The sequence below is a fragment of the Pseudomonas sp. Pc102 genome (assembly GCF_018408275.1).
Lineage (GTDB): Bacteria > Pseudomonadota > Gammaproteobacteria > Pseudomonadales > Pseudomonadaceae > Metapseudomonas > Metapseudomonas tohonis.
The window spans coordinates 5,093,736-5,105,897 of the sequence record NZ_AP021905.1 but is presented as its reverse complement, the minus strand read 5'-3'; the positions used below and the strand labels follow the sequence as shown (position 1 = coordinate 5,105,897).

The 12,162-nt window shown below is 68.9% G+C and carries 12 protein-coding genes; 7 read left to right on the top strand and 5 right to left on the bottom strand.

Going from position 1 to position 12,162, the window contains the following annotated elements:
- The first annotated feature begins 6 nt into the window (after positions 1-6).
- Positions 7-507 carry an O-acetyl-ADP-ribose deacetylase gene (locus PHLH3_RS23335; protein WP_213625954.1) on the top strand — a complete coding sequence of 167 codons (501 nt, stop codon included), beginning with the start codon at positions 7-9 and terminating at the stop codon, positions 505-507.
- Between the two features lie 195 nt (positions 508-702).
- On the opposite strand, the gene PHLH3_RS23330 is transcribed toward PHLH3_RS23335, so the two are convergent.
- Positions 703-2,829, bottom strand: a complete 2,127-nt coding sequence (locus PHLH3_RS23330) for a heavy metal translocating P-type ATPase (RefSeq protein ID WP_244863096.1) — start codon at positions 2,827-2,829, stop codon at positions 703-705.
- 209 nt (positions 2,830-3,038) lie between these two features.
- Between PHLH3_RS23330 and cadR the strand changes: the two genes are divergently transcribed.
- Entirely contained in the window at positions 3,039-3,506 is a 468-nt protein-coding gene (gene cadR / locus PHLH3_RS23325) for a Cd(II)/Pb(II)-responsive transcriptional regulator (RefSeq protein WP_213625952.1), read from the top strand.
- Between the two features lie 166 nt (positions 3,507-3,672).
- Here the strand turns inward: cadR and PHLH3_RS23320 are convergent, their stop codons facing one another.
- From PHLH3_RS23320 to PHLH3_RS23305, 4 genes are all read right to left on the bottom strand, one after another.
- The gene (locus PHLH3_RS23320; RefSeq protein ID WP_213625951.1) at positions 3,673-4,410 is read right to left on the bottom strand and encodes a hypothetical protein; all 738 of its coding nucleotides are present in this window, start codon (positions 4,408-4,410) and stop codon (positions 3,673-3,675) included.
- Between the two features lie 134 nt (positions 4,411-4,544).
- Positions 4,545-5,324: an OmpA family protein gene (locus PHLH3_RS23315; RefSeq protein WP_213625950.1), complete on the bottom strand. Its 780-nt coding sequence runs from the start codon at positions 5,322-5,324 to the stop codon at positions 4,545-4,547.
- Between the two features lie 41 nt (positions 5,325-5,365).
- Positions 5,366-5,776 carry a DUF4398 domain-containing protein gene (locus tag PHLH3_RS23310; RefSeq protein ID WP_213625949.1) on the bottom strand — a complete coding sequence of 137 codons (411 nt, stop codon included), beginning with the start codon at positions 5,774-5,776 and terminating at the stop codon, positions 5,366-5,368.
- A gap of 309 nt (positions 5,777-6,085) precedes the next feature.
- Positions 6,086-6,430 (bottom strand): pilin assembly protein, encoded by a 345-nt coding sequence (locus tag PHLH3_RS23305; RefSeq protein ID WP_213625948.1) that lies wholly within the window; start codon positions 6,428-6,430, stop codon positions 6,086-6,088.
- A gap of 201 nt (positions 6,431-6,631) precedes the next feature.
- Between PHLH3_RS23305 and ppc the strand changes: the two genes are divergently transcribed.
- The 5 genes from ppc to PHLH3_RS23280 all read left to right on the top strand — a co-directional run bounded on the left by ppc (position 6,632) and on the right by PHLH3_RS23280 (position 12,152).
- Positions 6,632-9,268, top strand: coding sequence for a phosphoenolpyruvate carboxylase (gene ppc / locus PHLH3_RS23300; RefSeq protein ID WP_213625947.1), 2,637 nt, complete (start codon positions 6,632-6,634; stop codon positions 9,266-9,268).
- A 156-nt stretch (positions 9,269-9,424) separates the two neighbouring features.
- On the top strand, positions 9,425-10,072 hold the full coding sequence (gene adk / locus PHLH3_RS23295; RefSeq protein ID WP_111262289.1) for an adenylate kinase: 648 nt from the start codon (positions 9,425-9,427) through the stop codon (positions 10,070-10,072).
- A gap of 88 nt (positions 10,073-10,160) precedes the next feature.
- A complete protein-coding gene (gene tsaB, locus PHLH3_RS23290; protein ID WP_213625946.1) occupies positions 10,161-10,841 on the top strand; it encodes a tRNA (adenosine(37)-N6)-threonylcarbamoyltransferase complex dimerization subunit type 1 TsaB in 681 nt (226 codons plus the stop codon).
- Between the two features lie 109 nt (positions 10,842-10,950).
- Complete coding sequence (locus PHLH3_RS23285; protein ID WP_213625945.1) at positions 10,951-11,292, top strand: hypothetical protein; 342 nt, start codon at positions 10,951-10,953, stop codon at positions 11,290-11,292.
- Positions 11,292-12,152: a DUF72 domain-containing protein gene (locus PHLH3_RS23280; RefSeq protein WP_213625944.1), complete on the top strand. Its 861-nt coding sequence runs from the start codon at positions 11,292-11,294 to the stop codon at positions 12,150-12,152. Before PHLH3_RS23285 ends, PHLH3_RS23280 begins: the two co-directional genes overlap by 1 nt.
- The last annotated feature ends 10 nt before the right edge of the window (positions 12,153-12,162 follow it).

Genomic DNA, 12,162 nt, shown 5'->3' with positions numbered 1-12,162 from the left:
GACGCGATGAAGATCGAGGTCTGGCAGGGCGACATCACCCACCTGGACGTGGACGCCATCGTCAACGCGGCCAATTCCTCCCTGCTCGGCGGCGGTGGCGTCGATGGCGCGATCCACCGCGCGGCGGGGCCGGAACTCGTCGCCCACTGCCGCATCGTCGGCGGCTGCCCCACGGGCGAGGCGCGCATCACCCCGGGCTTCCGCCTGCCGGCGCGCTTCGTGATCCACACGGTCGGGCCGGTCTGGCGCGGGGGCGACAATGGCGAGCCCGAGCTGCTCGCCGGCTGCTACCGCAACAGCCTGGCCCTGGCCGAGGCCGAAGGTCTGGCCAGCATCGCCTTCCCGGCCATCAGCTGCGGCATCTACGGCTATCCACTGCACGCCGCCGCGCAGGTCGCCATCGCCGAGCTGCGCCGCCCGCGCCCGGCCGGCAGCACCCTGCAGCGGGCGGTGCTGGTGGCCTTCTCCGAGGACATGGCGCGCCTCTACCGCGAAGCCCTGGCCTGAGCCGGCGGCTGACCCGGGCTCCGCCTGGTGGAGCCCGGGCTGCGCAACTGGCATGACCCGTGCCGATCCTGTCGCCGCGTGGTGGAGGTAAAAAGCGACCTCCACCCTACGCAGCGGTCATGCCCCTACGGCGGGGCCGGCTGCTGTTGCAGGGGCGACTTTAGTCGCCAAGCGGCGCGCAGCGCCGCCATTCGCTCAGCGCGCCCCGCGCAGCAACCGCAATCCGTTGAACACCACCAGCAGGCTCGCGCCCATGTCGGCGAACACGGCCATCCACAGGGTGCCCATGCCGGCCAGGGTGAGGGCGAGGAACAGGGCCTTGATGCCCAGCGCGAGGACGATGTTCTGCACCAGCACCGCGTGGGTACGGCGCGAGAGGCGGATGAACAGCGGCAGCTTGCGCAGGTCGTCGTCCATCAGCGCCACGCCGGCGGTCTCGATGGCGGTGTCGGTGCCGGCGGCGCCCATGGCGAAGCCGATGTCGGCGCGGGCCAGGGCGGGCGCGTCGTTGATGCCGTCGCCGACCATGCCGATGCGCTGGCCGCCCTGCTGGCGCCGTTCCACTTCGCGCAGCTTGTCCTCGGGCAACAGGTTGCCCAGGGCTTCATCTATGCCCACCTGGGCGGCGATGGCGGCGGCGGTGTGCGGGTTGTCGCCGGTCAGCATCAGGGTGCGTACGCCCAGTTCGTGCAGCTCGGTCACCGCTTCGCGGCTGGTCTCGCGCACGCCGTCGGCCACCGCGAACAGCGCCAGCGGGCCTTCGGCGTCGAGCAGGACGATGGCGGTCTTGCCTTCGCGCTCGAGGATATCCAGGCGCATTTCCAAGGTCGTCGAGCACAGGCCCAGTTCTTCCACCAGGCGGTGGTTGCCGAGGTGGTAGGGCTGGCCATCGATCACGCCCCGGACCCCGCGCCCCGGCAGCGCGGCCAGCTCGTCGACGCCATACAGGGCGATGCCGTCGGTTTCCGCCGCGCGGGCCAGGGCCTGCGACACCGGGTGGTCCGAGCGGGCGGCGAGGCTGGCGGCGAGACGGCGCGGGTCGCGGCCGGCGCCCTCGCGCAGGGGCAGGTAGTCGGTCTGCTGCGGGCGGCCTTCGGTGAGGGTGCCGGTCTTGTCGAGGGCGACCCAGGCCAGTTGGCGGCCCATTTCCAGGAACACGCCGCCCTTGACCAGCACGCCACGGCGCGCGGCGGCGGCCAGGCCGCTGACCAGGGTCACCGGGGTGGAGATCACCAGGGCGCAGGGGCAGGCGATCACCAGCAGCACCAGGGCGCGGTACACCCAGTCGAGCCAGGCGCCCTGCATCAGCAGCGGCGGCAGCACGGCGGTGAGCAACGCCAGGGCGAACACCGTGGGGGTGTAGATGCGCGAGAAGCTGTCGACGAAGCGCTGGGTCGGCGCGCGGGTGCCCTGGGCCTCTTCCACCGCATGGATGATGCGCGCCAGGGTGCTGTCGTTGGCGGCACGGGTGACGCGGTATTCCAGCTCGCCTTCACCATTGATGGTGCCGGCGAACAGCGGGTCGCCCGGCTCCTTGTCCACCGGCAGGCTCTCGCCGGTGATGGGCGCCTGGTTGACGCCGGAGCGGCCGGCCAGCAACTCGCCGTCCAGGGCGATGCGTTCGCCGGGGCGCACCCGCACCCGGGCGTCGGGGCCTACGTCGCTGGCCGGGATTTCCCGCCACTGGCCGTCCACCAGCACGGTGGCCTGCTGCGGGGCGAGGTCGAGCAGGCCACGGATGGCGTTGCGCGCGCGGTCCAGCGACTTGGCCTCGATCAGCTCGGCGAGGGCGAACAGCACGCTGACCATGGCCGCTTCCGGCCACTGGCCGATCAGCATGGCGCCGGTCACGGCGATGCTCATCAGTGCGTTGATGTTGAGGTTGAGGTTCTTCAGGGCGATCCAGCCCTTGCGGTAGGTGGGCAGGCCGGCGGTGACGATGGCCAGCAGCGCCAGGGCGGCCTCCAGCCAGGCGGGCCCGAAGCCGAACCATTCGCAGGCCTCGGCGGCCAGTGCGGCGACGCCGGCCAGGGCCAGCGGCCACCAGGGTTTGTCGGCGGCCCTGGCAGGTGGTGCGGCGGTGTCCAGCGGTTCGGCCTGCATGCCCAGTTGGGCCACCAGTTTCTGCAACGGCGCCAGCTCGGCGAAGCGGTGCTGCACCTTCAGCACGCGTTGCATCAGGTTGAATTCCAGCGCCTCGATGGCCGCGACCTTGCCGAGTGCGTCGCGCAGCAGGCGCTCCTCGGTGGGGCAGTCCATGGCCTCGATGCGCAGGCTGCTCCAGCGCAGCTCGCCGAGCGGCGAATCGGTCGCATCCTTCATCTCGGCAGGCTGCGCGCGAGCATGGCCATGATCGTGATCGTGATCGTGATCGTGCCCGTGGCCATGTTCGTGCCGCGCCGGGCTGCCGGCCAGGCTCGAATGGTCGTGGTTGCAGCAGTTGTCCTTGCTCATCGCGGGACTCCATTGACGGGAATGGTGCTCATTGCACACCCTGTAGCAACTACAGAGTCAAGCAGGGGAATGGAACGATGAAGATCGGCGAGCTGGCGGGACTGACCGACTGCCCGGTGGAAACCATCCGCTACTACGAGCGCGAAGGCCTTTTGCCCGAGCCTGCCCGCAGCGAGGGCAACTACCGCCAGTACACCCAGGCGCATGTCGAGCGCCTGGCCTTCATCCGCCATTGCCGTTCGCTGGACATGACCCAGCAGGAGATCCGCGAACTGCTGCGCCTGCGCGACAGCCCCGAGGCGGACTGCACCGCCGCCAACCGGCTGATCGACGAGCATATCCACCATGTGGAGGTGCGCATCGCCGAGCTGCGTTCGCTGCAGGAGCAACTGCGCCAGCTGCGTGCCCATTGCCAGACCGCCGGCAGCAGCGAGTCCTGCGGCATCCTCCGCGAACTGGAGCAGCCGGCGCCGCCGAGCGTGATTTCCGATTCCTGCGCCGAGGCGGGGCACCTGCATGTGCCGGGGGTGCACAAGCGGCATTGAGGGCGCGGCGTTTCCTCTGCAACGGTGTGCCGCACACGATTGCGCCTGGTGGATGAAAAGAGCGTCATCCACCCTTCACAGCGGTCATGTCCATGCGATGGCTCGGCAGGCTCTTTGTAGGGGCGACTTCATTCGCCAAGCGGTGCGCAGCACCGCCATCCTCGGGCTACCGGACTTCGAACACGAAGGGGTTCTGTGGATCGGGGAACTGCAGGCGATGGTGTTCCGCGGGTGTCTTGCTGCCGGGTTGCAGGTAGTCCACCCGCAGGCCAATCGGCTCGTTATCGACGGTTTCTTCGAGGTAGACGTTGTCCGGGTAGAGGAAGCCGCCCTGGGGGGCTTCGCGCACTGCCGCACAGGATGCGAACAGTGGTGGCAGGTCGTAGAGCGCCTGATCGTGCACCAGCAGGACCTGGGTGTAGCGGTCGGCGCGGCCGTTGCCCTTGGCGGGCAGCTCCAGGCAATAGGCTTCACCTCTACGCCAGGCCGTGATGCCGTAGAGCCCCTCCGGGTCCATCGACGCCCCGACTCGCCATTGCGCCGGGGCGAGCTCGACGGCTTCGCCCAGTAGCCAGTGGCGTTCGCCGATGTCCAGGCGCTGGCCGTCGAAGGCGATCTCGGGCATGCCGGCCGGAGCCGCGTCCGGCAGCTCGCCCGGTATGCTCCATAGCTCGGAGTCGTAGCGCTTCACCGCTGCCGCCATGGCGTTGACCCACAGGCACTGCTGCGCCTCGGTGCAGGCCAGGTGAAGCGGGCTGCCGGGGCCTTCGAAGGTGTTGTCGCCGAGGGAGCGGTAGAAGGCTTCATAGCCGTCGAAGCGTGTCGCCTGTGCCTGCGCGGCGAAGGGCAGGGCGGCGCACAGGGCGAGTGCCAGGAAATGACGTGGAGGTGGGGTGGGCGACATGGTCGCTGATCTCCGGAAGGCGATGGGCATGCATTCTAGCGAGGCGGCCGGTTTTGCGGGAGCGGTGATCGGCGTGGCGCCAAGTCGCGCACAAAAAAGCCCGCCTGGCGGCGGGCTTTTCCGTTGGCGACGGATCAGAGCGCGGCGCGCGGGGCGACCGGGCCGGGACCGTTGGCGATGGTCACTTCCACGCGGCGGTTCAGCGAGCGGGACGAGGCGGTGTCATTGCTGGCCACCGGGTAGTCCTTGCCGAAACCGTGGGTGGTGACCCGCGTCGGGTTCACGCCCATGGCCACCAGGGCGCGACGTACCGAGTCGGCGCGGGCCTGGGACAGGCGCAGGTTGTGGTCGACGGTGCCGGTGTTGTCGGTGAAGCCTTCCACCACCACCTGGCGATCCGGGTTCTGCACCAGGAAGTTGCCCAGTTGCTGGACGTTGTTCATGCCGTTGGGGGTCAGCTCGGCACGGTCCACTTCGAACAGCACGTCGCCCAGGGTCACCACCTGGCCACGGTCGGTCTGCTTGGCCTTGAGCTGGTTGACCAGCACGTCCACCTGCTGGTTGCGGGCATCCAGCTGGGCTTGGGTGCGCTGGGCCGGCGCGTTGGCCAGGGCCTCTTCGGCGGCCTTCTGCTTGATGGTCTGGCGGGCCAGTTCGACGCGCTGGTTGGTGAGGTAGGCGAGCTGGTCGACCTGCACCTGGTCCTGCTTGTCGGCGTAGGCCTGCTCGGCACGGCTCAGCATGTCGCCGGCTTCCTTGGTTTCCAGCGCGGCCAGGGTGCTGGCTTGCGGCTCGGCCTGCAGCTCGGAATAGTTGCTGCGGGCCTGGTCAAGGTTGGGGTTGGGCTTGGAGGCGCAGGCCACCAGCGCCAGGCTGAGTACGGAGAGGGCGGAAACTGTGATCAGCTTGTTCATGACGGATCATCCTTATCGATGCGGAAAGAGGGCGGCGCGGATCACTGCAGAATGATCGGCTGGCGCGAGCCTTCCTCGCGAATCTGCTGGACGCCCTTCTGGGCGTCGTCCAGGGTTTTCTGGGCCTTGGTGGCCAGGGCCTTGCGCTCGGCGACACGGGCGTCCCACTCGGCCTGCTCGGCGATGCGGCGGGCTTCGTCGTAACGCTCTTCACGCAGCAGGTTTTCGGCCTGGGCCAGTTTGTCCTGGGCGGTCTTCATCTCGACCGGCGCGTATTGCGGGGCACCCGCGCTGACGGCGCTCTTGACCACGGTGTTGGTCACGGCGAACTGCTCGGTGGGCGGATTGCCGGCGCAACCGGCGAGCAGCACGGTGCCGCCTGCTACCAGGGCGGTCATGACTGTTCTGCGAATCGTTACAGCAGGGCTTGTCTTCATGATGTTCAGCTCCATTGGAAATACCACGCCATTTCGTTTCTCATGGCAACTTGCCTACCAGGTGCATGCTTTTGACCGCTAAATCGACGATTTTCCGCCAAAAATTCGCCGATCAATGGTTGATGCGCTGGCTTGTCTTTTGTGACAGGGCGCTTTTCGAAAATGTTCAATAAAATTTACGGAGAATGGCTGGAAGCCCCGCAGCGCAAGGCCTGCGGCCGAGAGATGGAGGCGCTGGCACGGTGTTCGAGCCGTGCGAGCCTGTGCGGGAGGATGGCGAGGAAGTTGAAGCGGCCCCCGTTGCGGGGGCCGGGTTCGGGAACGTCAGTGCTCGATGCTGCCCTGCTGCTGTTCGAGCAGGCGCAGGTGCTTGCGTGAAAGGGCGAGGAAGCGTGGCGTGGGGCCGATGTCCTCGAAGAGCGGGTCGCCCTGCTCGTCGGTCGCCACCACCTGGCTGCCCTTGACGTAGGGCAGGCTGGCCTCGAGTTCTTCGAGGGCGCAGCCGAGCAGTTCGCCCAGGAGCTCCTCGATACTGCGCTTGGGGTACATCTCGTTGAGGGCGGCGAGTCGCGCCGCGGATTCCACGTCCAGGTGGATGTTGTAGCGGCTGCGGGTCAGGCGACCCTTGGCGTTGCTTTCCCAATGGCGGATCAGTTCGCGGATCTTCATGGTCACCTCGTGCCGGGCCCGCTCGTGGCGGGCATCTGCTGGAGGTCGGCGGCGTAGACCGTCGGCCGGCGGGCACTTCTGGTGCCCGCCTGCTTTGAGCCTAGCTCGCCGGGGGCCATGCAGCGGCATGGCGTCGCACCCTTGTAAGTCGATGGCGCCCTCGGCACTCTGGACGCTCGACATCTCTCTGGGGAGCCTGTCATGGCGGAAATCGACGCACGCCTGCGCGAAGACGTTCACCTGCTCGGCGAATTGCTGGGCAACACCATCCGCGCCCAGCAGGGCGAGGCCTTCCTGGACAAGATTGAGCGCATCCGCAAGGGCGCCAAGGCGGCCCGCAAGGGCTCACGGCAGGGCGAGCAGCAGCTCAACGAGGCGCTCGACGGGCTCACGGCCGACGAACTGCTGCCGGTGGCCCGTGCCTTCAACCAGTTCCTCAACCTGGCCAACATCGCCGAGCAGTACCACCGTATCCGCCGGCGTGGGCCGCAGGAACCCGAACTCTTCGAGAACCGCGTGCTGCCCGAGCTGTTGCAGCGCCTGGGCGCCGCCGGCCATTCGCCGGAGCAGCTGGCGCGGCAGGTGGCGCGGCTGGACATCGAGCTGGTGCTGACCGCGCATCCGACCGAGGTGGCGCGGCGCACGCTGATCCAGAAATACGACGCCATGGCCGCGCAGCTGGCGGCCCAGGACCACGGCGACCTCAGCGAGGGCGAGCGGGCGCGGGTGCATACCGCGCTGGAGCGGCTGATCGCCGAGGCCTGGTTCACCGACGAGATCCGCCGCAGCCGGCCGACGCCGGTGGACGAAGCCAAGTGGGGCTTCGCGGTGATCGAGCATTCCCTCTGGCAGGCGCTGCCGGAATTCCTCCGCCAGACCGACCGCGCGCTGTTCGCCGCCACCGGCCTGCACCTGCCGCTCTCCGCCGCACCGGTGCGCTTCGCCTCGTGGATGGGCGGCGATCGCGACGGCAACCCCAACGTCACCGCGGCGGTGAGCCGCGAGGTGCTGCTGCTGGCGCGCTGGATGGCCGCCGATCTCTACCTGCGCGATGTCGACCACCTGGCCGCCGAGCTTTCCATGCACCAGGCCAGTGATGAGTTGCGCGTGCGGGTGGGCGTGCATCCGGAGCCCTATCGCGCCCTGCTCAAGCAGCTGCGCGAGCGCCTGCGGGCGACCCGGGCCTGGGCCCAGGCGGCGTTGCAGGGCGAGGTGGCGCCCGGCCCCGAGGTGCTGCAGGACAACCAGCAACTGCTCGAACCCCTGGAGCTCTGCTACCACTCGTTGCACGCCTGTGGCATGGGCGTGATCGCCGACGGTGCCTTGCTCGACTGCTTGCGCCGGGCGGCGTGCTTCGGGCTGTTCCTGGTCCGCCTCGACGTGCGCCAGGACTCCGCGCGCCACCGTGCGGCCCTGGCGGAGATCACCGACTACCTCGGCCTGGGCGACTACGCGGCCTGGGACGAAGACGCGCGCCTGGCCTTCCTCCAGCGCGAGCTGGACAACCGCCGGCCGCTGCTGCCGCCGCACTTCCGGCCGTCCGCCGACACCGCCGAAGTGCTCGCCACCTGCCGCGTGGTGGCTGCGGCGCCGGCGGCGTCCCTGGGCTCCTACGTCATCTCCATGGCTGGTGCGCCGTCCGATGTGCTGGCCGTGCAACTGCTGCTGAAGGAGGCCGGGCTGCAACGGCCGATCCGCGTGGTGCCGCTGTTCGAGACCCTCGCGGACCTCGACAACGCCGCACCGGCCATCGAGCGGCTGCTCGGGCTGCCCGGCTACCGCTCACGCCTGCATGGCCCGCAGGAGGTGATGATCGGCTATTCCGACTCGGCCAAGGACGCCGGCACCACGGCCGCCGCCTGGGCCCAGTACCGCGCGCAGGAGGCGCTGGTGGAAACCTGCCGCCGGCACCAGGTCGAGTTGCTGCTGTTCCATGGCCGAGGCGGCACCGTCGGGCGTGGCGGCGGCCCGGCCCACGCGGCGATCCTGTCGCAACCGCCGGGCTCGGTGGCAGGGCGTTTCCGCACCACCGAGCAGGGCGAGATGATCCGCTTCAAGTTCGGCCTGCCGGACATCGCCGTGCAGAACCTCAACCTCTACCTGGCCGCCGTGCTGGAGGCGACCCTGTTGCCGCCACCGCAACCCGAGCCCGCATGGCGCGCGGCGATGGACCGCCTGGCCGGCGAAGGCGTGGCCGGCTACCGCGCGGTGGTGCGCGAGCATCCGCAATTCGTCGAGTACTTCCGCCAGGCCACGCCCGAGCAGGAGCTGGGGCGCCTGCCCCTGGGCAGCCGCCCGGCCAAGCGCCGCGCCGGTGGCGTGGAAAGCCTGCGGGCGATCCCCTGGATCTTCGCCTGGACACAGACCCGGCTGATGCTGCCGGCCTGGCTGGGCTGGGAGCGTGCGTTGCGCAACGCGGTGGAACGGGGCGAGATGGCGCTGCTGCAGGAGATGCGCGAGCACTGGCCGTTCTTCGCCACCCGCATCGACATGCTGGAAATGGTCCTGGCCAAGGCCGATGCCACCATCGCCGAACGCTATGACATGCGGCTGGTGGAAGAGCGGCTGTTGCCGCTGGGTGCGCATCTACGCGACCTATTGTCGCAGGCCTGTACGACCGTACTAGGCCTGACCGGTCAGTCCGAGCTGCTGGCGTCCAGTCCGGAGACCCGTGAGGCCATCAGTGTGCGCAACACCTACCTCGACCCGTTGCACCTGCTCCAGACGGAGCTTCTGGCCCGTTCCAGGCGCGCGGAAAACGCTGCCGAAGGCCCCCTGGAACAGGCGTTGCTGGTGAGTGTGGCGGGTATCGCGGCGGGGCTCAGGAACACCGGCTGAAGGGGCTTCTTATCCGACTTTCGGTGGCTTGTGCGGCATAGGGGTGCTGTGTATCTTGATCAACCTTTTGGCCGCTCAACGACGCCGAAACCCGATACTGAGATTGGCCCCAAGAGGCGAATCCGAGACTTCAAAACAATCTTGAGGAGCACATCGATGCGCGTGATTCTGCTGGGGGCGCCCGGTGCCGGAAAAGGTACCCAGGCTGGTTTCATCACCAAGAAATTCGCTATTCCGCAAATCTCCACCGGCGACATGCTGCGCGCAGCGGTCAAGGCGGGCACCGAGCTCGGCCTGAAGGCCAAGAGCGTGATGGATGCCGGCGGACTGGTTTCCGATGACCTGATCATCAACCTGGTCAAGGAGCGCATCGCCCAACCCGACTGCGCCAACGGCTTCCTCTTCGACGGCTTCCCGCGCACCATCCCCCAGGCTGAAGCCCTGAAGGACGCCGGCGTCGCCATCGACCACGTGGTCGAGATCGCCGTGGACGACGAAGAGATCGTCGGCCGCATCGCCGGTCGCCGTGTGCACCCGGCCTCGGGTCGCGTCTACCACACCGAGCACAACCCGCCCAAGGTCGCCGGCAAGGACGACGAAACCGGCGAGGACCTGATCCAGCGCGACGACGACAAGGAAGAGACCGTGCGTCATCGCCTGTCCGTCTATCACTCGCAGACCAAGCCGCTGGTGGACTTCTACCAGAAGCTGTCGGCCGCCCAGGGCACCCCGAAGTACAGCGCCATCGCTGGCGTGGGCAGCGTGGAAGAGATCACCGCCAAGGTGTTCGCCGCGCTTTCCTGATCGAACGACGATCGATTCGACCAACGGCCCGCTTGCGGGCCGTTGGCGTTTATAATGCGCGCCTTTTTCGACCCACCTGGATGCACCGATGACCACCTTGCTGGCCCTGGATACCGCCACCGAAGCCTGTTCCGTCGCCCTGTTGCATGACGGCCGCGTGCTCAGTCACTACGAGGTGATCCCGCGCCAGCATGCCCAGCGCCTGCTGCCGATGATCCAGGACCTGCTGGCCGAGGCCGGTGTCGGCCTGTCCGCCCTCGATGCCATCGCCTTCGGCCGTGGCCCTGGTGCCTTCACCGGCGTGCGTATCGCCGTCGGCGTGGTCCAGGGCCTGGCCTTCGCCCTCGATCGCCCGGTGCTGCCGGTTTCCAACCTCGCCGTGCTGGCCCAGCGTGCCCATCGCGAGCAGGGCGTCGACCAAGTGGCCGCCGCCATCGACGCGCGCATGGATGAGGTCTACTGGGGCTGCTACCGCCTGGACGCCGGCGAGATGCGCCTGGCCGGCAGCGAGGCGGTGCTGCCGCCCGAGCGCGCGGCGCTGCCCCGCGACGCCCAGGGCGAGTGGTTCGGTGCCGGCACCGGCTGGGGCACCTTCGCCGCCCGCCTCCCGGTGGCGGTCAGCGGCCAGGCGCCCGACCTGCTGCCCCACGCCCAGGACCTGCTGGCCCTGGCCGCCTTCGCCTGGGCCCGCGGCGAAGCGGTGGTGGCCGACGAAGCGCAGCCGGTTTACCTGCGCGACAACGTCGCCACGCCCAAGGCGCCCCGCTGAGCGGGCTGACCACCGGCAGTGCCGGGCGTCAGGGACGATTGAAAATCCCTGGATGTCCGGCTAGATTCCACCCCATTCGCCGATCCCTTTTCCTGCCTGACTTCCCTTGATGCGCATCGACGGCTTCACCTCATCCATCTCGCTGGATCGCAGCCCCCGCCAGGGCAGCGCGAACACGGCTTTCCGCGAGGTGCAGCGTGAGGTCGAGAGCCGACGCGACGTGCCGGCCACCCCGGCCAGCACCCAGGGCTTCGAGCAGACCGCCCAGCCGCGCAAGGTCGAGGCCAGCAACGCCAGCAGCAACAGCCTGCCGGCCCGCCCCCAGGACATCGCGCAGCAGCGCAACCTGAGCAACCGCGCCAACCAGGCCATCGCCAGCTACGCCTCCACCGCCAGCTTCGCGTCGGAGACCGACGCGCCGGAAGTGCTCGGGCTCGATCTCTACGCCTGATGCTGCCGTACTTCCTCGGCTGCCCGTCCTGGAACGAGCCCGCCTGGCGCGGCAGCTTCTATCCCGCCGACGTACGCCCCGCCGATACCCTCGAACACTACGCCCGCGTGTTCAATGCGGTGGAAGGCAACACCACCTTCTACGCCAGGCCCTCCGTTGCCACGCTGCAGCTGTGGGCCGAACGCATGCCCGGGCATTTCCGCTTCTGCGCCAAGCTCCCGCGTGACATCAGCCACGAGGGCGACCTGCGCGACCGCATCGGCGCCACCGGTGAGTTCCTGCGCCTGCTCGAGCCCCTGGGTACGCGCGTGGCACCGCTCTGGCTGCAACTGCCGGCGAGCTTCGGGCCGCAGCGCCTGGGCGAGCTGGCGGACTGGCTGGACACCTTTTCCCACCGCGCCATCGCCGTGGAGGTGCGCAACGCCGCGTTCTTCGCCCGGGGCGAGGAGGAGAAGGCCCTCAACCGCCTGCTCCACGCGCGTGGGGTGGAACGCATCTGCCTGGACTCGCGGGCCCTGTTCGCCTGCGAATCCGACGACCCGGCCGTGCTCCACGCACAATCGAAGAAGCCCCGCGTGCCGGTGCGCCCGACCGCTTTCAGCGCGTCCCCCCAGGTGCGCTTCATCGGTGGTCCGGACCTCGACGCCAACCAGCGCTACCTCGATCCCTGGCTGGACAAGGTGGCCGACTGGATAGGCGAGGGCCTGGTGCCCCATGTCTTCCTGCACACCCCCGACAACCACCTCGCCGCCGCCCAGGCGCAGCGCTTCCATGCCGGGCTGATGAGCCGCCTGCCGGGCCTGCCGGCCTTGGCCGAGAGCGCCTTCGAGGCGGAATCGACGCAACTCGACCTGCTCTGACGCTGTCACT